The sequence below is a fragment of the Sphingomonas sp. R-74633 genome (assembly GCF_013416555.1).
GTDB lineage: Bacteria > Pseudomonadota > Alphaproteobacteria > Sphingomonadales > Sphingomonadaceae > Sphingomonas.
Genome location: NZ_JACCFG010000002.1, coordinates 593,764 through 614,392, shown reverse-complemented (window position 1 = coordinate 614,392; position 20,629 = coordinate 593,764). Strand labels below are relative to the sequence as shown.

At 66.8% G+C, this 20,629-nt stretch carries 25 protein-coding genes; 12 read left to right on the top strand and 13 right to left on the bottom strand.

The window, feature by feature from the left end; translation table 11 throughout:
* Positions 1-103: 103 nt before the first annotated feature.
* Positions 104-2,671 (bottom strand): type I DNA topoisomerase, encoded by a 2,568-nt coding sequence (gene topA / locus HZY97_RS09065; protein WP_180142737.1) that lies wholly within the window; start codon positions 2,669-2,671, stop codon positions 104-106.
* A 149-nt stretch (positions 2,672-2,820) separates the two neighbouring features.
* On the opposite strand from topA, the gene HZY97_RS09060 reads away from it, so the two are divergent.
* Entirely contained in the window at positions 2,821-4,329 is a 1,509-nt protein-coding gene (locus tag HZY97_RS09060) for a DUF4403 family protein (protein WP_180142735.1), read from the top strand.
* On the opposite strand, the gene yghU is transcribed toward HZY97_RS09060, so the two are convergent.
* The 4 genes from yghU to plsY all read right to left on the bottom strand — a co-directional run bounded on the left by yghU (position 4,326) and on the right by plsY (position 7,213).
* Positions 4,326-5,219, bottom strand: coding sequence for a glutathione-dependent disulfide-bond oxidoreductase (yghU, locus tag HZY97_RS09055; protein WP_180142733.1), 894 nt, complete (start codon positions 5,217-5,219; stop codon positions 4,326-4,328). The two genes, HZY97_RS09060 and yghU, sit on opposite strands and share 4 nt — an antisense overlap.
* 68 nt (positions 5,220-5,287) lie before the next feature.
* The gene (locus tag HZY97_RS09050) at positions 5,288-5,506 is read right to left on the bottom strand and encodes a hypothetical protein (protein ID WP_180142731.1); all 219 of its coding nucleotides are present in this window, start codon (positions 5,504-5,506) and stop codon (positions 5,288-5,290) included.
* Positions 5,503-6,588 (bottom strand): DNA-processing protein DprA, encoded by a 1,086-nt coding sequence (gene dprA / locus HZY97_RS09045; protein ID WP_180142729.1) that lies wholly within the window; start codon positions 6,586-6,588, stop codon positions 5,503-5,505. Before dprA ends, HZY97_RS09050 begins: the two co-directional genes overlap by 4 nt.
* A complete protein-coding gene (gene plsY, locus HZY97_RS09040; protein ID WP_180142727.1) occupies positions 6,581-7,213 on the bottom strand; it encodes a glycerol-3-phosphate 1-O-acyltransferase PlsY in 633 nt (210 codons plus the stop codon). The genes dprA and plsY overlap by 8 nt, the downstream gene beginning before the upstream one ends.
* A gap of 105 nt (positions 7,214-7,318) precedes the next feature.
* Here plsY and HZY97_RS09035 point away from each other — a divergent pair, with 105 nt between their 5' ends.
* Positions 7,319-8,050, top strand: a complete 732-nt coding sequence (locus HZY97_RS09035; protein WP_180142725.1) for a sigma factor-like helix-turn-helix DNA-binding protein — start codon at positions 7,319-7,321, stop codon at positions 8,048-8,050.
* Between the two features lie 71 nt (positions 8,051-8,121).
* Complete coding sequence (murI, locus tag HZY97_RS09030; RefSeq protein WP_180142724.1) at positions 8,122-8,919, top strand: glutamate racemase; 798 nt, start codon at positions 8,122-8,124, stop codon at positions 8,917-8,919.
* 149 nt (positions 8,920-9,068) lie between these two features.
* Here the strand turns inward: murI and HZY97_RS09025 are convergent, their stop codons facing one another.
* A complete protein-coding gene (locus HZY97_RS09025) occupies positions 9,069-9,239 on the bottom strand; it encodes a hypothetical protein (protein WP_180142722.1) in 171 nt (56 codons plus the stop codon).
* A 228-nt stretch (positions 9,240-9,467) separates the two neighbouring features.
* Here HZY97_RS09025 and hemA point away from each other — a divergent pair, with 228 nt between their 5' ends.
* From hemA to HZY97_RS09010, 3 genes are read left to right on the top strand one after another with little or no spacing between them, the layout of a single operon-like run.
* Positions 9,468-10,709 (top strand): 5-aminolevulinate synthase, encoded by a 1,242-nt coding sequence (gene hemA / locus HZY97_RS09020; RefSeq protein ID WP_180142720.1) that lies wholly within the window; start codon positions 9,468-9,470, stop codon positions 10,707-10,709.
* Positions 10,710-10,713: 4 nt separating this feature from the next.
* Positions 10,714-11,043 carry a hypothetical protein gene (locus HZY97_RS09015; RefSeq protein WP_180142718.1) on the top strand — a complete coding sequence of 110 codons (330 nt, stop codon included), beginning with the start codon at positions 10,714-10,716 and terminating at the stop codon, positions 11,041-11,043.
* Entirely contained in the window at positions 11,010-11,666 is a 657-nt protein-coding gene (locus HZY97_RS09010) for a hypothetical protein (RefSeq protein ID WP_257214965.1), read from the top strand. Before HZY97_RS09015 ends, HZY97_RS09010 begins: the two co-directional genes overlap by 34 nt.
* Here HZY97_RS09010 and HZY97_RS09005 read toward each other — a convergent pair.
* The 5 genes from HZY97_RS09005 to HZY97_RS08985 form a co-directional block, all read right to left on the bottom strand.
* The gene (locus HZY97_RS09005) at positions 11,663-12,178 is read right to left on the bottom strand and encodes a DUF4199 domain-containing protein (RefSeq protein ID WP_180142716.1); all 516 of its coding nucleotides are present in this window, start codon (positions 12,176-12,178) and stop codon (positions 11,663-11,665) included. The genes HZY97_RS09010 and HZY97_RS09005 overlap by 4 nt on opposite strands.
* A gap of 88 nt (positions 12,179-12,266) precedes the next feature.
* Positions 12,267-12,680, bottom strand: coding sequence for a response regulator transcription factor (locus HZY97_RS21070; protein ID WP_306670050.1), 414 nt, complete (start codon positions 12,678-12,680; stop codon positions 12,267-12,269).
* A 2-nt stretch (positions 12,681-12,682) separates the two neighbouring features.
* A complete protein-coding gene (locus HZY97_RS08995; RefSeq protein WP_180142714.1) occupies positions 12,683-13,339 on the bottom strand; it encodes a class I SAM-dependent methyltransferase in 657 nt (218 codons plus the stop codon).
* Complete coding sequence (locus HZY97_RS08990) at positions 13,336-14,580, bottom strand: DUF3419 family protein (RefSeq protein WP_180142712.1); 1,245 nt, start codon at positions 14,578-14,580, stop codon at positions 13,336-13,338. The genes HZY97_RS08995 and HZY97_RS08990 overlap by 4 nt, the downstream gene beginning before the upstream one ends.
* A gap of 148 nt (positions 14,581-14,728) precedes the next feature.
* Positions 14,729-15,283 (bottom strand): DUF1579 domain-containing protein, encoded by a 555-nt coding sequence (locus HZY97_RS08985; protein WP_180142710.1) that lies wholly within the window; start codon positions 15,281-15,283, stop codon positions 14,729-14,731.
* 152 nt (positions 15,284-15,435) lie between these two features.
* On the opposite strand from HZY97_RS08985, the gene HZY97_RS08980 reads away from it, so the two are divergent.
* The gene (locus tag HZY97_RS08980) at positions 15,436-16,260 is read left to right on the top strand and encodes a LytTR family transcriptional regulator DNA-binding domain-containing protein (RefSeq protein ID WP_180142708.1); all 825 of its coding nucleotides are present in this window, start codon (positions 15,436-15,438) and stop codon (positions 16,258-16,260) included.
* Positions 16,261-16,392: 132 nt separating this feature from the next.
* Here HZY97_RS08980 and HZY97_RS08975 read toward each other — a convergent pair whose 3' ends face one another.
* Together HZY97_RS08975 and HZY97_RS08970 are read right to left on the bottom strand one after the other, a co-directional pair.
* A complete protein-coding gene (locus HZY97_RS08975; protein WP_180142706.1) occupies positions 16,393-16,863 on the bottom strand; it encodes a hypothetical protein in 471 nt (156 codons plus the stop codon).
* Entirely contained in the window at positions 16,863-17,114 is a 252-nt protein-coding gene (locus HZY97_RS08970; RefSeq protein WP_180142703.1) for a hypothetical protein, read from the bottom strand. Before HZY97_RS08970 ends, HZY97_RS08975 begins: the two co-directional genes overlap by 1 nt.
* 58 nt (positions 17,115-17,172) lie before the next feature.
* On the opposite strand from HZY97_RS08970, the gene rpiB reads away from it, so the two are divergent.
* From rpiB to HZY97_RS08945, 5 genes are all read left to right on the top strand, one after another.
* Complete coding sequence (rpiB, locus tag HZY97_RS08965) at positions 17,173-17,625, top strand: ribose 5-phosphate isomerase B (RefSeq protein ID WP_180142701.1); 453 nt, start codon at positions 17,173-17,175, stop codon at positions 17,623-17,625.
* On the top strand, positions 17,622-18,932 hold the full coding sequence (gene glyA, locus HZY97_RS08960; protein ID WP_180142699.1) for a serine hydroxymethyltransferase: 1,311 nt from the start codon (positions 17,622-17,624) through the stop codon (positions 18,930-18,932). Before rpiB ends, glyA begins: the two co-directional genes overlap by 4 nt.
* A gap of 3 nt (positions 18,933-18,935) precedes the next feature.
* On the top strand, positions 18,936-19,409 hold the full coding sequence (gene nrdR / locus HZY97_RS08955) for a transcriptional regulator NrdR (protein ID WP_180142697.1): 474 nt from the start codon (positions 18,936-18,938) through the stop codon (positions 19,407-19,409).
* Positions 19,406-20,131 (top strand): RNA methyltransferase, encoded by a 726-nt coding sequence (locus HZY97_RS08950; protein ID WP_180142695.1) that lies wholly within the window; start codon positions 19,406-19,408, stop codon positions 20,129-20,131. Before nrdR ends, HZY97_RS08950 begins: the two co-directional genes overlap by 4 nt.
* A 225-nt stretch (positions 20,132-20,356) precedes the next feature.
* Positions 20,357-20,626 carry a hypothetical protein gene (locus HZY97_RS08945; protein WP_180142693.1) on the top strand — a complete coding sequence of 90 codons (270 nt, stop codon included), beginning with the start codon at positions 20,357-20,359 and terminating at the stop codon, positions 20,624-20,626.
* Positions 20,627-20,629: the final 3 nt, after the last annotated feature.

Genomic DNA, 20,629 nt, shown 5'->3' with positions numbered 1-20,629 from the left:
CTAGGCTCGTAGCAACCACTGGATCCCCGGCGAAAGCCGGGGCCCAGGGTTTCTCTGCCGGGTCGCTTGTGACCCTGGGCCCCGGCTTTCGCCGGGGGACAGCTTATTCCGCCGCAGCAGCCTTTTTCGCTGCCGGCTTCTTCGCCGCCGCCTTCTTGGCAGGCGCCTTCTTGGCCGCAGGCTTCTTCGCCGCCGCCTTCTTCTTCCCCTTGCCCTTCGCAGGACCCGCCGCCGCGCGTGCGTCGATCAGCTGGGCGGCTTCCTCAAGCGTCAGCTGGTCCTTGTCGATCGACTTGGGCAGCGTAGCATTGGTCTCGCCGTCGGTGACATAGGCGCCGTAGCGGCCGTCCATCAGCTTGATCTCGGCTTCGGTACGCGGATGCTTGCCGAGCACCTTCAACGGCTCGCGCGAGGCGCCCCGCGCCGGACGGCCAGCGTTCGCCGCCGCCTCGGCCAGCTTGACCACCGCGGCATTCATGCCCGTCTCGAACACTTCCATCGTGCCCTGCAGCCGCGCGTATTTGCCGTCATGCGCCAGATACGGGCCATAGCGGCCGATCGAGGCCGTGATCGGATTGCCCGTCTCCGGGTGATCGCCGATCACCCGCGGCAGCTTCAGGAGCTTCAGCGCCAGTTCCAGGTCGAGCTCGACGTCCTTCGGGATCGACGCGCGCGCCGCTTCCTTGCCTTCGCCAAGCTGGATGTAGGGCCCGAACCGGCCCGACTTGCGCTCGACCGGCAGGCCTGTGTCGGGATCGTTGCCCAGCGTCTCGGGGCCGCTATCCGCGCCTTCCTCGCCGCCCGGCTGGGCGAAGCGGCGGGTATATTTGCACTCGGGATAATTCGAGCAGGCGATGAACGCGCCGAACTTGCCGCCGCGCAGCGCCAGCCGCCCGCCCGCGCAATTAGGGCATGCCCGCGGATCGCTGCCGTCCGCCTTTTCCGGGAAGAGATAGGGCGCCAGGAACTCGTCGAGCGCCGCGGTGATGTCCGACGGCTTCTGCTCCATCACATCGGCGGTGCGCGGCTTGAAGTCTTTCCAGAACGCCTCGAGCACGGCCTGCCACTGGGCGCGCCCGCCCGACACGTCGTCCAACTCCTCCTCCAGCTCGGCGGTGAAGTCGTAATTGACGTATTTCTGGAAGAAGCGCTCGAGGAACGCGGTCAGCAGCCGCCCGCTCTCCTCGGCGAAGAAACGGTTCTTCTCGAGGCGGACATAGGCGCGGTCCTTGAGCACCTGGATGACCGAGGCATAGGTCGAAGGGCGGCCGATGCCGAGCTCCTCCATCCGCTTGACCAGCGATGCCTCGCTGAAGCGGGGCGGCGGCTGGGTGAAGTGCTGTTCGGCGTTGACTGCCTTCTTCGCCGGCGTCGCGCCTTCGCTCATCCGCGGCAGGCGGCGCGAATCCTCGTCGCCCTCGTCGTCGCGGCCTTCTTCGTAGAGCGCGAGATAGCCGGGGAAGATCACCACCTGGCCGGTGGCGCGCAGCCCGTGCTGGCTGGTCGCATCCTCCAGGTCGATCGTGGTGCGCTCCATCCGGGCGCTCGCCATCTGGCTGGCCAGCGCGCGCTTCCAGATCAGCTCGTAGAGCCGGCCATGGTCGCCCGAGCCCGCCTTGTCCTTGCTGAAGTCGGTCGGGCGGATCGCCTCGTGCGCTTCCTGGGCGTTCTTCGCCTTGGTGGTGTAGATGCGCGGCTTGTCCGGCACATAGCTGCCGTCATAGCGCGTCGCGACAGCCTTGCGGGCCTCCTGGATCGCGCCCGGGTCCATCTGGACGCCGTCGGTACGCATGTAGGTGATCGCGCCGTCCTCATAGAGGCCCTGCGCGATCCGCATCGTGTGGCTGGCCGAGAAGCCCAGCTTGCGCGCGGCTTCCTGCTGCAGCGTCGAGGTGGTGAAGGGCGCGGCGGGGTTGCGCATCGCCGGCTTGGTTTCGACCGAGACCACGGTGAAGCGGCCTTCCTCGACGGCCTTCTTCGCTGCCTCGGCGGTCTTGCCGTCGCCGATCGACAGGCGGTCGAGCTTGTCGCCCTTGTACTTGACCATGCGCGCCTGGAAGGGCGTGCCGTCCTGTTCCATGTCGGCGGTGACCGACCAATATTCCTGGGCCTTGAAGCTTTCGATCTCGCGCTCGCGATCGACGATGATGCGCAGCGCGACCGACTGGACGCGGCCGGCCGATTTGGCGCCCGGCAGCTTGCGCCACAGCACCGGCGACAGCGTGAAGCCGACCAGATAGTCGAGCGCCCGGCGCGCCCGATAGGCGTCGATCAGGTCGGTATCCAGCTCGCGCGGATGCTCCATCGCGGTCAGGATCGCCGGCTTGGTGATCGCGTTGAAGGTGACGCGCTCGACTTCCTTGGGCAGCGCCTTCTTGAGCCGCAGCACTTCCTGCACGTGCCAGCTGATCGCCTCGCCCTCGCGGTCAGGGTCGGTTGCGAGGATCAGTCGGTCGGCCTTCTTCGCCTCGTCGGTGATCGCCTTTAGCTGCTTCGACTTGTCGGCATAGGTTTCCCAATCCATCGCGAACCCGTCATCGGGATCGACGGAGCCGTCCTTCGCCGGCAGGTCGCGGACATGGCCGTAGGAGGCCAGGACGCGATAGTCCTTGCCGAGATATTTCTCGATGGTCTTCGCCTTTGCCGGCGATTCTACGATGACGAGCTGCATGGGGGGTAAGCGATCCTCACGTGTACGCGTGTAAGGTGGGGAGCGACGACAGGGGCCGTCAAGCCGGTTGATCTGGAACTTGGTAAGAGTTCGCGGGTATCATCGGCGCACGTCCAGGGGGAGCAGAAAGATTGCCCGACGCCCAGCCCATGACCCGCAGCGCCTTTCGCCACCGCCGGCTTTGGATCATCGGCGTGCTGCTGGTGGTGCTCGCGGCGGGCCTGGCGGCGATGCTTTTGCTGTTCCTGCGGACCGGCAAGGTCGAGCCGCCGCCCCACGCGACCGACACGGTCGAGGTGCCGCATGAGCTTTCCGCGATCGACGTGCCGCTCGACGTCCAGGTCTCGGTGCTAGCCCGTGCGATCGAGCAGGCGGTGCCGCGCACGCTCTGGTCGATCAACCAGCAGGTCGACAAATGCGTGCCCGCCCAGCGGGTCAAGCTGTTCAAGGCCAAGATCAAGGTCAGCCCCGATCTCGGCTGCACCGTCGTCGGCACCGTCACGCGTTCCGCCATTCGGCTACGCGGCGAGGGCGACGAGATCGTCGCGGATGTACCGATCCGCGCCAATATCGCGGCGCGTCATGTCGGCGGGTTCCTGAAGGGGGAGACGGCGACGGGTTCGGCGATGGTCCGTGCCCGCATCCGCCTGACGATGACCGAGAATTGGCAGGCCCGCGCTACGGTGCGCCTCGCCTATAGCTGGACGACCGCGCCCGGCATCGATTTTCTCGGCAAGCGGATCACCTTCACCGACAAGGCGGATGAGAAGCTCGCGCCGGTGGTGCGTGACCTCGAGCGCAAGCTGCCGCAGGAAATCGCCAAGCTCAACATCCGCGCCCAGGTGGCCGGCGCCTGGCGGCAGAGCTTCACTTCGCTCCAGCTCAACGAGGAGAACCCGCCGGTCTGGATGCGGATCACCCCGCAGAAGCTGAGCTATGGCGGCTATCGCCTGTCGGGCAATCGCCTGCGCCTCAGTCTCGGCCTGTCGGCGCTCACCGAGACCTTTGTCGGCCCGCGCCCCGCCGATCCCGCGCCGACTCCGCTGCCGCCGCTCGGGCATGACGCCGCCGGCTCGAAGCTGAGCTTCTTCCTGCCGGTGATCGCCGACTATGCCCAGCTCGAGCCCGTGCTCCAGAAGGCGCTCACCAAGCGGGCGAAGCGGCCCTTCGACATCCCCGGCATCGGCCCGGTCACTGCGCGCTTCGAGAAGATCACCGGCTATGGCGCCACCGGCGGCCGGATCGCCGTGGGACTGACGATCGCCGCAAAACCGCAGAACGGCGCTGCCGAGACGCATGGCCTGGTCTGGCTCACCGCCGTGCCGGTCAATGCGCCCGGCTCGCAGCGCGTCCATTTCGAGCAGCTGAGCGTATCGGGCGATACCGACAGGATCGGCGGCGACCTGCTCGTCCGGCTGGTCCAGGCCCCGGCAATCTCCGAGGTGCTGGCCGAGGAGCTCACCCAGAACTTCACCAAGGATTTCGACAAGCTGCTCGGCAAGGTCCAGCGCGCCATCGTCCAGAAGCGCGCCGGCGACTTCGTGATCCGCGCCGACATCACCGGCGTCCGTACCGGCCAGCTAAAGGCAGCCGGGCAGGGGCTTTACCTGCCCGTCTGGGCCTCCGGCACGGCGCGGGTGGAATATATCGGCCGCTAGGCGAGCATCTTCGCCCGCACCGCGTCGATGTCCGCCGCCGAGTGGCGCTCGGGGACGCGCTGGTCCTCGGGGCCCGAGCCCTTGTTGACCAGCCGCCCGCGCTGCACCGCCTCGCGCTCGCCGACTTCGGCGGCCCAGCGGTTGAAATGTTCATATTCGCCGATGTTGAGGAACTCGGCCGCGCCGGCATAGGCATCGCCGCGCGCCACGCCGCCATACCAGGGCCAGATCGCGATGTCGGCGATCGTATAGTCGTCGCCGACCATGAACTTGTTCGTCGCCAGATGCGTGTCGAGCACATGGAGCTGGCGCTTCACTTCCATCGCATAGCGGTTGATCGCATATTCGATCTTGAACGGCGCATAGGCGAAGAAATGGCCGAAGCCGCCGCCCAGGAACGGCGCCGAACCCATCTGCCACATCAGCCAGCTCATCGTCTGCGCGCGCTTCGCCGGATCGCTCGGCAGGAACGCGCCGAACTTCTCGGCGAGATAGACCAGGATCGCGCCGCTCTCGAACACGGAAATATTGGGCTCGACCGAATGGTCGACCATCGCCGGGATCTTCGAGTTGGGGTTGATGCTCACGAACCCGCTGCCGAACTGCGCGCCCTCGCCGATGTTGATCTTCCAGGCGTCATATTCGGCGCCCTTGTGACCGGCGGCGAGCAGCTCCTCGAGCAGGATCGTCACCTTCTGCCCGTTGGGCGTGCCGAGCGAATAGAGCTGGATCGGATGCTCGCCCACCGGCAGCGGCGCATCATGCGTCGCGCCCGAGACCGGCCGGTTGATATTGGCGAACTGGCCGCCATTGCCCGCCTCCCACTGCCACACCTTGGGGGGCACATAGCCGGCGGGCTGGTTGTTCGCGGGATCGGGTGCGTCGGCCATGTTCGGGCTCCTTGGGGAGGGGTTTGTGGCCGCGATGTAGGAACGGTCCCGTAACTTGCTAGGGCGCGCTAGCCGAGTTTCGACAGCGCGAGCAGCACGGTGGCCACCGCGCCCGCGGATGCGTTCAGGATCCAGCTGGCAATCCCAAACCAGAAGCTGACCGGCCGATCCTCCCGCCCGTAGCTGCGCCCCCGGTTGCGGACCGATCCTCGGCGCAGCGACACGATCGTTTCGCGAACGAAAAAGCCCGTGAACAGGAGCAGAAACAGAAAGGCGAGATAGATCATCCGGAGGTCAAACTCACCCGCCCGCCGGCATGGCGCTCCAGCCGCCCGGCCAGTTCCAGCTCGAGCAGCACCGTCTGCACCACTGCCGGCGCCAGCCCCGACTGGCGGATCAGTTCGTCGACGCTCACCGCCACCGGTCCGAGCAATCCCGTCACTGCGCGTCGATCGCCATCGCTGGCATCTTCGGGCGGTGGCCCCTGCCAGCCGGCCACCGGCGAGCGCACCGCCCGCGCGTCGATCGGGCGGATCATCTCGAGCACATCGTCCACGCCCTGCACCAAAGTCGCGCCCTCGCGGATAAGCAAATTGCACCCCTGCGCCCGCGGATCGAGCGGCGAGCCGGGCACCGCCATGACCTCGCGCCCCGCCTCATTGGCGAGCCGCGCGGTGATCAGCGAGCCCGATCGCGGCGCCGCCTCGACCACCACCGTGCCGAGCGCGAGCCCGGCGATGATCCGGTTGCGCGACGGGAAGAAGCGCGCCAGCGGCTCGGTGCCCGGCGGCTGCTCGGCGATCAGCAGGCCCTCGCGCGCCACGCGCTCCTGCAATTCGGCATTTTCGGGCGGAAAGGCGATGTCGATCCCGCTGGCGATCACGCCCACCGTGCCGCTACCGATCGATCCGATATGCGCTGCGGTATCGATCCCGCGCGCCAGCCCGGAGACCACCGTCACACCCGCCTCGCCAAGCCCCAGCGCGATCTGGCGGGCGAAGCGGCATGCCGCGGCCGAGGCATTGCGCGCGCCGACGATCGCGACCACCGGTCGGTCGAGCAATTCCAGCCGTCCGCGCAGGATCAGTGCCGGTGGCGCGCTGTCCAGCTCGGCCAGCAGCCCGGGATAGTCGTCATCCCCAAGGAACAGATAGCGCGCGCCAAGTCGCTCGACCGCGGCGATCTCGCGCCGCACCAGCCCCAAATCGGCGATCACCGGCGCCCGTCCGCCACCGCGCGCCGCGAGCATCGGCAGCGCGTCTAGCGCCGCCTCGGCACTGCCGAAACGCTGGATCAGCTGGGCATAGGTAACGGGGCCGATATTGGCGGAGCGCAGCAGCCTTAGCCGTGCCTCGCGCGTGTCAGCCACTTTTGCTGCCGACGCGCGGCTCGGTGCCGTTGAGCAGCCGGTCGATATTGGCGCGATGCTTCCACAGCACGATCATCGCCAGCGCGAGCAGCATCAGCACGATGTCGATCCGCCCGAAGAACGCCGCACTCACCGGCGCGCTGATCGCCGCGCTCATGCCGGCCAGCGAGGAGATGCGCAGCACCGCGAGCAGCCCGAGCCAGACGAGCGCGAAGACGATGCCCGAGGGCCAGTGCAGCGCCAGCACCACGCCCATCATGGTCGCTACGCCCTTGCCGCCCTTGAAGCGGAGCCACACCGGGTAGCAATGGCCGATGAATGCGGCCAGGCCACCCAGCACGCCGCCGCCCGGGAGCAGCGCGCCGGCGATCAGCACCGCCGCCGCGCCCTTGGCGAGATCGAGCAGCAACGTCGCCGCCGCCAGCCCCTTGCGGCCGGTGCGCAGCACATTGGTCGCGCCGATATTGCCCGAGCCGATCTGGCGCAGGTCGCCCGCGCCGAAGAAGCGCGTAAGCAGCAGCCCGAAGGGGATCGAGCCCAGCAGATAGCCGAGCAGCAAAACGCCTACCGGGCCGATGGCTGTATCGATCGTCAAGAAACGCTCCCCCTTGTCGCGGTCCAACATAGTGGCTGACGGCAGGGGCGCAATGTGGATGGGGTACCAATCGCTCCGACTTGGGCGAAACTCGACTTTCGCCTAGGTTTGCGCGCCTGTGGGCGGGAGTAGGGCGTGCTGGACGAAAGGATGCGGGCGGCGATCGCCCGGCTGACCGAGAACGAGAAGGAATGCCTGCGCCGCCGCCTGTTGCCCCAGACCGCCAAGGAAATGGCGCTGGAGCTCGGCGTCTCGCCGCACGCGGTCGAGAAGCGGATCAAGATGGCGCGCACCAAGCTGGGCGTGTCTTCCTCGCTCCAGGCCGCGCGGCTGCTCGTCCAGGCCGAGTCCCAGTCGCTGGTACCCCATGCGCCGGACCTCGCCGCCGGCCCCGAACCCGTCCAGCGCCTCTCCAGCACCGGCGACAGGCGCTGGTGGTGGATTGGAGGGATCATGATGAGCATCGCAATCGCGACGGCGCTCGCGCTGACGCTGCACGGCGGGGCACCGGTGCTGCAGGATGCGCCCGTGCCGCAACACCAGGGCAAGCGATATGAAGGGCCGCGGGTGCCGGCCACGCCGGAGCAGGCGGCGGAGTTTCTGAGCTCGAACTTCGACATCATGGATCGCGACAAGTCCGGCTATCTCGAAATCGGCGAACTTCCGATCAGGTCGGCACGCGTCAAGGTCGGCAGCGAGCCGTACAAGCCGGTATCGCTCGAGGTGGCAAAGTCGATGTATCTCGAGCGCAACGACAAGAATGGCGACGGCAAGATCAGCCGCGAGGAATATATCGCCGGCGGACGCTCCATGATCGCGGTCACCGGCATTCCGGCAAACTGGAAGCCGCGCAAGCCGGCCAACTGATCCTCGCAAGAGGTGTTTCCCAACTCGGGGCGGTTGACGGTCCTCCGGCGCGGAGCCATGCCCCGCGCACGATGACCGACAGCCGTCCCATATTGTTCTTCGATTCCGGCATGGGAGGGCTCTCGGTGCTCGCACCCACCGCCGCGCTGCTGCCGCATGCGCCGCTCGTCTATGTCGCCGATTCGGCCGGCTTTCCCTATGGCACGCGCAGCGAAGCCGAGATCGCCGCGCGCGTGCCGGCTTTGCTCGGGCGGCTGGCGGAGCGCTATGATCCGCGGCTGATCGTCATCGCCTGCAATACCGCCTCGACGATTGCGCTGAACCACGTCCGCGCCGCACTCGACGTGCCGATCGTCGGCACCGTTCCCGCGATCAAGCCCGCCGCCCTGCTCAGCCAGACGCGCGTGATCGGCGTGCTCGGCACCGAGGCGACGGTGCGCCAACCCTATGTCGACGATCTCGCGGCGCGCTTCGCCGGCGATTGCACCGTGCTGCGCCATGGCTCGGCCGAGCTGGTTGAGATTGCGGAGGCTTCGCTCGAAGGCGTACCGCCGCTCCCCGAGCGGATGCGCGCGGTGCTTGCCGGTCTTTTCGATCAGCCGGGCGGCGACCGGATCGACCTGATCGTCAACGCCTGCACGCATTTCCCGCTGGTAGCGGCCGAGCTTGCCGCGGCGGCACCGCATCCGGTGCGCTTCGTCGATGGCGGCCCCGGCATCGCCCGGCGAGTCGCCGCGCTCACCGAGGGCCAATCATGGCCGGCATCGCCGGCGCCGGGCAGGGCGGTTTTCACTGCCCGTAGCGCCCGCACCGACATGCTGGGACCTGCGCTGGCGCGGTACGGATTGGTCGAGATCGAGGCGCTTTAAACCCGACTAGCGGGATAAAAGCTGCTCCCCGGCGAAGGCCGGGGCCCAGTTGCGATGTCGTTCGAGAGGGTGGATCGCCTCGCCAGCTGCGCCGATCCCGGGCCCCCGGCCCTCGCCGGGAGCAGTACGCGAAGTCCCGTTTAGCCCCTTCAGGCCTGCGCCGAAGCCGAAACCGCGACGGTGATATCGCGCAGCCGGGCCGAATAGCGCTCGGCCATTTCCTGATGCACGCGGCGCGCGGTCATGTCGTCGCTGCGCTCGGCATATTCGCGCTCCTGACGCGCGCGCTTCGCAAAATATTCCTGGTCCCTGGCGCTCATGTGACGCTCCGTCCGCAAGCGGGAGCACGCTGGTCTCTCAGCCGCGAACATGCTTGGTAGCGAGTCGTTCGCGATGGCATTTTCATACCACATTTGAGTCACTTCGCGCACAACCCACATCAATTTTGCGCCGCCTTGCTTTTGTTTTCGGTCAAGACAGTGTCGGCCCGCGCGATTAGGCATTATGTCCAACTGGAAATCGCCGGAATTTGGCGATAGGAACGCCGCATGAGCAGTGCAGACAGCCCTGTGCCCGTCGATTACGGTCGGGTCTTCACCTCCGCGATCGACCGGCTGCACGCCGAGGGCCGCTACCGCGTGTTCATCGACATCCTGCGCAACAAGGGCATGTTCCCCAATGCGCGCTGCTTCGCCGGCCATAACGGCCCGAAGCCGATCACCGTCTGGTGCTCGAACGACTATCTGGCGATGGGTCAGCATCCCAAGGTGATCGCGGCGATGGAGGAAGCCCTCCACGATGTCGGCGCCGGCTCGGGCGGCACGCGCAACATCGGCGGCAACACGCATTACCATGTCGATCTCGAGCATGAGCTCGCCGATCTCCACGGCAAGGAGAATGCGCTGCTCTTCACCTCGGGCTATGTCTCGAACGAAGCGACGCTCTCAACGCTCGCCAAGGTGCTGCCGGGCTGCATCGTCTATTCGGACGAGCTCAACCACGCGTCGATGATCGCGGGCATCCGCAATTCGGGCTGCGAGAAGCGCGTCTTCCGCCACAATGATCTCGCGCATCTGGAAGAGCTGCTCGCGGCGGACGACGCCAATGTCCCCAAGCTGATCGCGTTCGAGAGCGTCTATTCAATGGACGCGGATATCGCGCCGATCGCCGAGATTTGCGACCTGGCCGACAAGTATAACGCGCTGACCTATCTCGACGAGGTCCATGCCGTCGGCATGTACGGCCCGCGCGGCGGCGGCATCTCGGACCGTGAAGGCCTGGCCGACCGGCTGACGATCATCGAGGGCACGCTCGGCAAGGCGTTCGGCGTGATGGGCGGCTATATCGCCGCCGATCAGATGATCATCGATGTGATCCGCAGCTATGCGCCGGGCTTCATCTTCACCACTTCGCTGTCGCCCGTGCTCGTCGCCGGCGCGCTGGCGAGCGTGCGGCATTTGAAGGGCTCGTCGGAAGAGCGCGACGGCCAGCAGGCTGCGGCGGCGAAGCTCAAGGCGATGATGGCCGATGCCGGCCTCCCGGTGATGGCCTCGACCACCCACATCGTGCCGCTGATGGTCGGCGATCCGGTCAAGGCCAAGAAGATCAGCGACATCCTGCTCGCCGAGTATGGCGTCTACGTCCAGCCGATCAACTATCCGACCGTGCCGCGCGGCACCGAGCGGCTGCGCTTCACCCCCGGCCCCGCGCATGACGAGGGCATGATGCGCGACCTGGTCGATGCGCTGGTCGAGATCTGGGGCCGGCTGGAACTGCGCCGGGCGGCCTGAGCCGATGCGGGCGATCCGCGAGCAGCTCTGGGTCGCCTATCTGCTCCTTTTGATCTGGGTGATCATCCCGGTCCTGCGCGGTGAGTTCGATATCCGGACCCTGATCGGGCTTGGCGCCATGGCGCTTGCCGGGTTCGCGGCGTGGTTCCTGGCAAAGCGCGTGGCGCGCCCGCTGCGCAGCTATCTCTTCGTCCTGCTTGGCTCGGCCTGCGTGGCGGCGCTGTTTGCCCAGTTTGCCACGATCCTGGCATGGATCCTCTGGTTGGCGCTAAGCGTCTTCGCGCTGATCTGGGCCTGGTATTGGGAACGGACCGAACCGCGGCTGCCGGCCTGACCATGACCCCGGCCGCGCCTCCCGATCCGGCGGCCGGCCACGAACTCTACCTCCATATCCGCGTGATCATCAGCATCGTGCTGGGCATCGCGATCACGCGCCTCCTCTCGGGCATGGCGCGCTTCATCCAGCATCCGGGCAAGCTGAAGGTCTATCCGGTCCACTTGCTCTGGGTGCTGATCGTGCTGATCTCCGCCACCCATTTCTGGTGGTGGGAGTTCGGACTCGCGGCGATCGTCCAGTGGCGGTTCGAGACCTTCCTGTTCGTGCTGCTCTACGCCTATCTGTTCGCGCTGATGGCCAATCTGCTCTTCCCCGACGCGCTCGAGGAATATGCCGATTACCGCGACTATTTCCTGTCGCGCCGCGGCTGGTTCTTCGCGCTGTTCATTGCCTCGATGGCGATCGACCTGGCCGATACCGCGATCAAGGGGCGCGCCTATCTCGCGGCGCTCGGCCCCGAATATATGGTGCGCCTGGCGCTGGTCACATTGCTGGCGCTGGTCGCGGTCCGCACGCGCAACCAGCGCTATCAGCTCCTCTTCGCGCTCTTCTATCTGGCCTATTATATCAGCTGGATCGTGCGGATGTACGATCCTGGCCGCGCCGTGGCGCTCGGCTAGGCGGCCGCGCGCGCCGGCAGGAAGCGGCGATTGCACAGCAGCCCGGCCGAGACGAGCGCGACGAACAGGCCGACCGGGAAGATCTCCATGAACGTCATCGGCAGCCGGAACAGCGGGTTGCGATAGCTCGCCCGCATCGACTCGACCTCCGCCGTCATCTTGGCCAGCGCGTCGCCGCTCAGCCCCTTGAGCATCGCGTTGGCGAAGCCGTCGATAAAGGCGCCGGGGCCGCCGATCATCTGCAGCACCACTTCCCAGGCGAGCGCATAGAAGATGCCGGCGACCACGCTCATCGCCACGCCCATGCCCAGCGCGGTCATGAAGCCGATCACGCCGCCCTGCGCCACGTCGCGCTGGCGCTTGATCGCGACGAAGATCGTGCTCAGCCCCACCAGCATGCTCAGATAGCCGAACGCCATCGAATGCTGTTTCAGGAGCAGCACGGCGACGGAGATCGCGCCGCCGGCGATCAGCCCGCCGATCGCGCCGAAGATCAGGATATTGCGCAGCATAGTCAGTCCCCCTTGGTTCAGGTTGCGCTCGCAACACGCCAGGGACAAGCCCGCCCGGCAATCGCCCGAAAGGATGATTTGCGCGAAACTAGCGCATGATCCCCAGTTCGCGCGCCCGCGCCACCGCGTCGGTCCGCCGCTTTGCCCCCAGCTTCTCGAGCAGCCGCGCGACATGCGTCTTCACCGTGTTGAGCGACACGCCCAGCCGGTCGGCGATCTCCTGGTTCGATCGCCCCGCCATGATCTCGCCCAGCACCTCCAGCTCGCGCGCCGAGATACCGAGCGTCGCCACCGCCTGCGGATTGCCGTCGAACGGCCGGGCTTTGGGCGCTGCCAGCACCTTCGCGCCCAGCCAGACGCCCAGCGCCAGGAATCCCGCCGCGATCAGGAAGGTATAGAATTCGCCGACATGGCTGCGCACCAGCCGCTGGTAATCGAGCCATTCGAGCAGCAATGTCCCCGCCGCCAGCAGCGCGCCGTACAGCAGGATGCGCTTGCCCAAGCTCAGTCCCGCGTCAGCGTCGCGCTCCACACATAGCCGCGGAGCGTCGAGCGGAAATCGAGCCGCAGTCCCTGTTCGCCCGCGATGCGCTTGAGCACTGCAGGCAGTTCGGCGCGCGGGTGGACGTGGAAGTCGTTGAGCGACTTGAAGTGCAACTTCTTGGCGAACTTCGGCAGCCGCTCATATTGCCCGAAATCGACGATGTGCAGGCTGCCGCCCGGTGCCAGCGCCTTGGCCCCCAGCTCGATCGCCTCCACCCAGGGCGGTATCATCGAGAGCGTGTAGCTCATGAAGATCCGGTCGAGCTTTTCAACGCCGAACAGCCGGTTCACGTCGAAATTGCCCGCATCGGCCTGCGCCAGCGTGACCTTGCCGCTCAGCCCGTTCTTCTCGACCGAGGCGCGCGCCGTCTCGAGCATCGCCTCGCTGATGTCGAAGCCGAAGAAGCGCGCCTCGGGAAAGCGCTTCGCCGCAACGATCAAATTGCGCGCCGTGCCGCAGCCGACCTCGAGCACCGTCCCGCCCTTGGGCGGGTTCAGCCCGCGGATCAGCGCATCGCGACCGAGCAGATAGAATTTCCGCGTGAAGTCGTAGAAGTGGCGATGGAGCGCATAGGTCGCGTCCATCAGCCCCTTCTGGTCGCCGGTCGCAGCGCTCATGCGTGCGGCTTCAGCGTCCAGACGTGCGTCGCGCCATAGACCGAGGAGCGGTCGCGGCGCGTCCAGTCGTCGAGCTTGGCCTGGTCCTCATATTCCCACTGATCCATGAGCTCGTCGGGGATATGGCCCTTCACCACGTCAGGGATCGCCGCGGTGCGATATAGCACGCGCGCGCCGGGCTTGGCGGTGCGGGTGATCTCGCCCCAGATCCGGGTGAGCTGCTCGTCGGTCATCCAGTCCTGCGCGTCGAGCAGGATGTAGCGGTCAAGCGACTGGGCCGGCATCGACTCCAGATAATCGGCGTAGTTGGTGTGGCGGATCTCGACGCGCTCGGCGCGCGCGCGCACGTTCTCGAAATTCTTCGCCTCGAGATAGGGCGGCAGCGGCGCATCCGGACCCTCGCCATAGCCGCGGCCAAAGGCCTGCCAGGCGTAGTAATTGTCCTTCAGGTCAAAGTCGCAGGCCAGCTTGCGCAGCCGGCTGCGCAGCGCGCCGGTGATCCCTGCCTGGTCGTCGACCTTGAGCAGGTCATACTGCGCCGGCGGGATGCCGAAGCCGAACAAAGCGGCGGGCTGGTCGACCAGCCAGCGCAGGAACTTCTTGTCGAAGAACGGCGCGAAGCGCGTCTCGAAGATCTCGCGCTGCTCCTCGATGGTCTTCGCCTTGAGGATCTCGCGCGGATCGATGCCGTAGCGATTGCCCAGCCAGTGGACGAAGCCGATCAGCCGGCCGAGCAAGCCGTATTTATAGAAGCCATGCTTGAACGCATCGATGCGGCGCGTGCCGTTCAGCCCGCGGCGCTCCCAATAGTCGCGATAGGTCGCGTCGAGATGCGGGGCGATGAACTCGCGATAGGCCTCGACATTCTCCGCCTTGTTGGCCTGACCGAAGAAGCGGTGGAAGGCGGCATAATCGGGCAGCCGCAGCGCCGCCTGCTTCTTGAGATTGTTGAGTGCGATATGCGCCGGATTGAGATCGACGGCAGTGATCTTCGCGGGGTTCGCGGTCAGATAGGAGAAGACGTTGCAGCCGCCCGACGCGATCGTCACGAGATGATGGTCGCTCTGCAGTTGCAGCGCTTCCATGTCGATCACCGGATCTTCCCAGATCTGCGGATAGACCAGGCCGCGGAAAGCGAAGGTAAAGGCGCGCTCGAGCAGGCCCTCCTTGCTCAGATGCTCGTGGCGGTGCACCGCGCCGCGCACGGCGACATTCTTCGGCGTCTTGGTAATCGAACCCATCACTTGCTCCTGGACGCCCGGCGGGCCGGTGGCGATCCGCCACGCCCTATTACCCCAATGTGACGAACCGGCGTCACTCTAGGGTCTAACCCCGACCCCCGCAACGGGGTCCCCCGGGGCCAGCCCTAGAGTCAGGAGCCCAATAAAATCAATCCCGTGTCATGCTTCCGGCGCCCGGCCAGTCGGTGTCGCCGACGCGCTTGAGCGTCATCTTGAAGAAGGGGCGCGGCGGCTGGCCCTCCGCGACGAAATCGCCGGTCTCGATCCAGATCGTGCCGTCGAAACTCGCTTTATATTGCACCTTGGCGCTGGGCCCGGCCGGCACTTCCCAGGCATAGCCCCTGTCGGTCACCGCCAGCGGGAAGCTGCCCGACCTGCCGCCGGCATAGCTTGCCATCGCATAGGTTTTGGCGTGCGCATCATAGGACACCGCCGCAAAGGCATTGAACGGCACCTTGCCGTCGGCGCCGAACGACTTGCCCTCGATCAGCGTGATGGTCCCGTCGAGCAGCGTGCCGACCCGCTCGGTATGCGTGACGACCAGTTCGCCCTTCGGCGTCTGCATCCGCGCCTCGCCGCGCCATTTGCCGTGCATCCAGTCGAGCTTGTGCATCGCCTCGCCCTGCGCCGCGAGCGCGGCGGTATCGGCGGCCTGGGCATAAGCAGTGGCGGGCAGGGTGAGCGCGAGAAGCGTGAAGGCCATCCCCCAGACTATTCCCCGGCGAAGGCCGGGACCCAGGGTTTCTCTGCCGGCGCGCTTGGAGCTTTGGGTCCCGGCTTTCGCCGGGATGACGGACTTGAAGAACATGTGGGCCTCCCGTTGTGGTCGTGCCCGGCGCGTGGCAGCTTCACTGGATGCCCGCCCGGTCGCTCCGCACTGGCCCCATCGCCCGCCTTGCCGACAAGCGCGGTTTCGCGAAGCGCGTCCTGGCCTTCGCGAAACGCGCAGCCCCCAAAAAACCGGTCCCCGGCTTTCCGTTGCTCTGGGTCGCCTGCGCCGCCGCCGCCGCGCTGATGATCGTCACCGGCGGGTTCAACACCGGCGCGCTGTCGCTCGGCCCCCGCATCGCCTTCTGGCTGACGCTGATGGGGTGGAACGCGCTCAAATGGCAGGCGCTGTTCGCCTGGGGCGTACGCAAGGAGAGCGACTGGCCGCGCGTCGCGCTGCTCGGCTCGATCCCGCTCAACCTGCCGCTGCCGTTCGAGATCTGGCTGTGCGGCCAGGCGGTCGGCGTCGAGATGGAGGCGATGCCGCACGATGTCTGGGGCAGGGCGGCGGCGATCAGCGCGGTGATCTTCGCGGTCTGCTCGATGGTCGCCTGGCTGTTGCTTCGCCGCATGCGTCCGGTGCGCGCCGAAACCGGCCTGCTGGCCAAGGCGCGGATCGCCGCCTGCGACCTCGCGGCGATCGAGGCGGAGGACCATTATTGCCGCGTCCACCGCCGCGACGGGCGCAGCGAACTGATCCATTACCGCTTCGGCGACGCAATGGAGGAAGTCGCCGGTCTCGACGGCGCGCAGGTGCATCGCGGCGCCTGGGTTGCGGCCGCTGCGGTCGAGGGGGCAGCGCGCGAGGGGCGGAAATGGCGGCTGCTGCTCGCGGGCGGGGAGAGCGTCCCGGTCAGCGCGACCTATGCCGCAGAAGCAAGGGCGCGGGGCTGGCTGCGGACCAAGCCATAGTCGTCACCCCGGCCTTGTGCCGGGGTCCACTGTGCCGCAGCTATGCCCTCGAACCTCTTGCCCAATGTTCGCCTCCCGGTGGACCCCGGCACAAGGCCGGGGTGACAGTTTGGGGTGTTCGGAGAGGGCAACCTAATCCCGGCAATACCCCTCACCCGACTTCACCGTCAGGCAGTCCTTCTTGCCCGCAAGCCACTTCAGCCCCGTCGCATCGCCGTCGCTCGGGTGCAGAATCTGGTCGCCATCGGGCCGGGTGAACGAAATGCCCTCGCTCGTGCCCTTGCCCGCGAAGCTGCCCTTGTCGTCCAGGGTGTACTGCATATCGAGCTTGTACATGCCCGGCTCGTCGCCCTTGGCGATGACGAGGTTCGTCCCCTCGACACCCTTCCAGCGCCCGACCCAGTCGTCGCGGTCCACGGCCTTGCCGGTGGCTTCCTTCTTCAGGTCGGCAGCGCCTTCCTTCACGGCGTTGGCGATCGACCCGCCGACCGCCACTGCGGCATTGCCGGCGGTCTCGGTCGCGTTGGCGGTCGCATCGGCGGTCTTGTCGGCGGCGTTGCAGCCCGCCAGCACGAGCGGCGCGAGGAGGAGCAGCGCGCGCATCAGCGAGTCGCCTCGTCGATCGCATTGCCGACATGCTCGGCGCGGTTGCCGACATCGTCCGCGGTATTGTCGATCGCGGCACCGGCATCATCGGCGGCGTTGCCCAGCGTGTTGCCCATGTCGTTGACGCTGTTCTCCAGCGAGTCGCCGGTGCGCTCCAGGGAGTTGTTCAGATTGCTCTCCGCGCTCGGCGAGCAGGCGGCGACACCCAGTGCCAGGGCCGGGATCAGGGCGAAAATCGTCTTGCGCATGTCTCTCTCCGAATAGTCGGTCTAGCCAGCCGGTTCCTTGCGGCGTAGGGGAGCGCGCATGTCGCACCGCATCGCTATCGCCTCGGACCATGCCGCCTACGCAATGAAGGCAGAACTCGCCGAATGGTTGCGTAACGAAGGGCATGAAGTGCTCGATTTGGGGACGAACGGCCCCGAGAGCGTCGATTATCCCGATTATGGCTATCGCCTCGCCAAGGCGATCGAGACCGGCCAGGCCGACAAGGGCGTTGCGCTCTGCGGCTCGGGCATCGGCATCTCGATCGCGGTCAACCGCAACCCGCATGCCCGCTGCGCGCTCGTCTCCGAGCCGCTCTCGGCCAGCCTCGCCCGCCAGCATAACGACGCGAACGTCGTCGCGCTCGGCGCCCGCCTGGTCGGGATCGAGATGGCCAAGGCGTGCATCACCAGTTTTCTCGCAACCGAGTTTCTCGGCGACCGCCACCAGCGTCGGGTCGACAAGCTCAGCCATCCGGAAAGGGCCCCTGAATGAGCACCAACCCCGTGACCCTCGGCGCCCAGCCCGACGGCTATTTCACCCGCAGCCTTGCCGAGGCCGATCCGGCGGTGTTCGCCGGCGTCCGGCATGAGCTGACCCGCGAGCAGTATCAGATCGAGCTGATCGCCAGCGAGAACATCGTCTCCAAGGCGGTGCTCGAAGCGCAGGGCTCGGTCTTCACCAACAAGTACGCCGAGGGCTATCCCGGCAAGCGCTATTACCAGGGCTGCCATCCCTCGGACGAAGTCGAGCAGCTGGCGATCGACCGCGCCAAGCAGCTGTTCGGCTGCGAGTTCGCCAACGTCCAGCCGCACTCGGGCGCGCAGGCCAATGGCGCGGTGATGCTCGCGATGGTCAAGCCCGGCGACACGATCATGGGTCTCAGCCTCGATTCGGGCGGCCACCTCACCCACGGCGCGCGCGCCGCGATGTCGGGCAAGTGGTTCAACGCGGTCCAGTACGGCGTCGACCCGGTGACGCATTTGATCGACTTCGACGAAGTGCTCGCCAAGGCCAAGGAGAGCCAGCCCAAGCTGATCATCGCCGGCGGCTCGGCCTATCCGCGCCAGATCGACTTCGCGAAGTTCCGCGCGATCGCCGATGAAGTCGGCGCGATCTTCATGGTCGACATGGCGCACTTCGCCGGCCTCGTCGCCGGCGGCGCGCACCCGACGCCGTTCGGGCACGCGCATGTCGTCACCACCACCACGCACAAGACGCTGCGCGGTCCGCGCGGTGGTGCTGTGTTCACCAATGACGAGGCGATCGCCAAGAAGATCAACTCGGCGGTGTTCCCCGGCCTGCAGGGCGGCCCGCTGATGCACGTCATCGCCGCCAAGGCGGTGGCGTTCGGCGAAGCGCTCCAGCCCGAGTTCAAGGGCTATGCCGCCGCGATCGTCGAGAACGCCAAGATCCTCGCGGCCACGCTCAAGGAGCGCGGCGCTGCGGTCGTCTCGGGCGGCACCGACACGCACTTGGCGCTGATCGACCTCACCCCGCTGGGCGTCACCGGCAAGGACGCCGACGAGGCGCTCGAGCGCGCGGCGATCACCTGCAACAAGAACGGCATCCCCAACGATCCGCTGCCCCCGGTCAAGACCAGCGGCATCCGCGTCGGCTCGCCGGCGGGCACCACCCGCGGCTTCGGCCCCGCCGAGTTCCGCGAGATCGGCAACATGGTCGCCGACGTGCTCGACGGGCTGAAGAAGAATGGCGAGCAGGGCGACGCCCAGGTCGAGGCCAATGTCCGCGAGCGCGTCCGCGCGCTGTGCGAGCGTTTCCCCATCTATCCGGAGCTGTAAGGATTGCGCTGCCCCTTTTGCGGACATGAAGACAGCCAGGTAAAGGACAGCCGCCCCACCGAAGACGGGGCGGCGATCCGCCGGCGGCGCCAGTGCGAGGCCTGTGCCGCGCGCTTCACCACGTTCGAGCGTATCCAGTTGCGCGAGCTGACCGTGCTCAAGAGCGAGGACAAGCGCGAGCCGTTCGACCGCGACAAGCTGGTCCGCTCGGTCTCGGTCGCCACCCGCAAGCGCCCGATCACCGCGGTGCAGGTCGAGAAGCTCGTCTCGGGCATCCAGCGCCAGTTGGAGACTTTGGGCGACACCGAAATCCCCTCGCAGAAGATCGGCGAGCTGGTGATGCAGGGCCTCAAGGGCTTGGATTCGGTCGCCTATATCCGCTTCGCCTCGGTCTATAAGGACTTCCGCGAGGCCAAGGACTTCGAGGAATTCGCCGGCAACGTCACCGAGATGGGCCAGGAAAACGGCAAGCAATGAGCCAGCCGCCCGTCATCGTACTGGTCCGCCCCCAGCTCGGCGAGAATATCGGCAAGGCCGCGCGCGCGATGCTCAATTTCGGGCTGCTCGAGCTGCGCCTCGTCGCCCCGCGCGACGGCTGGCCCAATCCCAGCGCCGGCCCCGCCGCGAGCGGAGCCGACATCGTGCTGGAGAAGGCGCAGGTCTATGAGACCGTCGCCGATGCCGTCGCTGATTGTGCCCATGTCTATGCCACCACGGTGCGCAAGCGCGGCATCACCAAGCCGGTGGTCACTCCCGAGCAGGCCGCGCGGACGATCCACACCGATGCGGGCCGCTCGGCGATCCTGTTCGGTCCCGAGCGCTCGGGGCTCGAGACCGACGATGTCGCGCTCGCCCGCACGATCATCACCGTGCCGATCAATCCCGAATTCGGCTCGCTCAACCTCGCCCAGGCGGTGATCCTAGTCGCCTATGAATGGTCGAAGGGCGAGGCGCTTGCCCAGCCCACCCAGGAAGAGATCCATCCCCCCGCGCCGCAGGACGAGCTTGAGGGGATGATCAACCAGCTCGACGCGATGCTCGCCGATTCGGGCTATTATTTCCCGCCCGATCGCGTCCCCACGACCCGGCGCGCGCTGCGCACTTTGCTCACCAAGCCGGGCTGGTCGACCTATGAGCTGCGCACGTTCCGCGGCGTGCTCTCCGCGCTCGACGGCAGGAAGCGCCACCGCGCCGGCTGATACAGTTCGGAAATATGCTTCTGCTTTTCGCAGGTGCAAAAAAACGTTAGATTGCACGAATCTATCGTAGCGGGAGGGGGTTCCGATGCGTTTCGTGCGGGATTCGGTCGCCAGGGGCATGGCAACCGGCGCCGGCACAATGTTCGGACCTTCGGTGCGTCTTGTCTCTCCGGCCTGGGCCGGCACGCGACAGGGCCGCCTCCCGCCCCCGCAGTGGAGAGTTTGATGAAGTTCGCTGTTTTGTTCGCGTGTGTTGCTTTCGCCGCTCCTGCAATTGCTCAGCAGGCGACCCCGACTCCCGCGCCGGCCACGGCCGATGCGAAGCCGGAAAAGAAGATCTGCAAGATGATCGACACCACCGGTTCGATCATGGGCAAGCGCGAGTGCCACACCCGCGACGAGTGGCGCCAGATCAGCGCCGCCAATGCAGAGCAGACCGAGCGCACGCTCGGCAATCGTCCGCGCGGCGGCACCGGCAGCATGGGCGGCAACTGATCG

Bases quoted from the DNA above. Each gene is read 5' to 3' on its own strand.
- topA (WP_180142737.1), bottom strand. From the start codon at position 2,671: ATGCAGCTCGTCATCGTAGAATCGCCGGCAAAGGCGAAGACCATCGAG.
- HZY97_RS09060 (WP_180142735.1), top strand. From the start codon at position 2,821: ATGACCCGCAGCGCCTTTCGCCACCGCCGGCTTTGGATCATCGGCGTG.
- yghU (WP_180142733.1), bottom strand. From the start codon at position 5,219: ATGGCCGACGCACCCGATCCCGCGAACAACCAGCCCGCCGGCTATGTG.
- HZY97_RS09050 (WP_180142731.1), bottom strand. From the start codon at position 5,506: ATGATCTATCTCGCCTTTCTGTTTCTGCTCCTGTTCACGGGCTTTTTC.
- plsY (WP_180142727.1), bottom strand. From the start codon at position 7,213: ATGTTGGACCGCGACAAGGGGGAGCGTTTCTTGACGATCGATACAGCC.
- murI (WP_180142724.1), top strand. From the start codon at position 8,122: ATGACCGACAGCCGTCCCATATTGTTCTTCGATTCCGGCATGGGAGGG.
- HZY97_RS09025 (WP_180142722.1), bottom strand. From the start codon at position 9,239: ATGAGCGCCAGGGACCAGGAATATTTTGCGAAGCGCGCGCGTCAGGAG.
- hemA (WP_180142720.1), top strand. From the start codon at position 9,468: ATGAGCAGTGCAGACAGCCCTGTGCCCGTCGATTACGGTCGGGTCTTC.
- HZY97_RS09015 (WP_180142718.1), top strand. From the start codon at position 10,714: ATGCGGGCGATCCGCGAGCAGCTCTGGGTCGCCTATCTGCTCCTTTTG.
- HZY97_RS09005 (WP_180142716.1), bottom strand. From the start codon at position 12,178: ATGCTGCGCAATATCCTGATCTTCGGCGCGATCGGCGGGCTGATCGCC.
- HZY97_RS08995 (WP_180142714.1), bottom strand. From the start codon at position 13,339: ATGAGCGCTGCGACCGGCGACCAGAAGGGGCTGATGGACGCGACCTAT.
- HZY97_RS08990 (WP_180142712.1), bottom strand. From the start codon at position 14,580: ATGGGTTCGATTACCAAGACGCCGAAGAATGTCGCCGTGCGCGGCGCG.
- HZY97_RS08985 (WP_180142710.1), bottom strand. From the start codon at position 15,283: ATGGCCTTCACGCTTCTCGCGCTCACCCTGCCCGCCACTGCTTATGCC.
- HZY97_RS08980 (WP_180142708.1), top strand. From the start codon at position 15,436: ATGCCCGCCCGGTCGCTCCGCACTGGCCCCATCGCCCGCCTTGCCGAC.
- HZY97_RS08975 (WP_180142706.1), bottom strand. From the start codon at position 16,863: ATGCGCGCGCTGCTCCTCCTCGCGCCGCTCGTGCTGGCGGGCTGCAAC.
- HZY97_RS08970 (WP_180142703.1), bottom strand. From the start codon at position 17,114: ATGCGCAAGACGATTTTCGCCCTGATCCCGGCCCTGGCACTGGGTGTC.
- rpiB (WP_180142701.1), top strand. From the start codon at position 17,173: ATGTCGCACCGCATCGCTATCGCCTCGGACCATGCCGCCTACGCAATG.
- glyA (WP_180142699.1), top strand. From the start codon at position 17,622: ATGAGCACCAACCCCGTGACCCTCGGCGCCCAGCCCGACGGCTATTTC.
- HZY97_RS08950 (WP_180142695.1), top strand. From the start codon at position 19,406: ATGAGCCAGCCGCCCGTCATCGTACTGGTCCGCCCCCAGCTCGGCGAG.
- HZY97_RS08945 (WP_180142693.1), top strand. From the start codon at position 20,357: ATGAAGTTCGCTGTTTTGTTCGCGTGTGTTGCTTTCGCCGCTCCTGCA.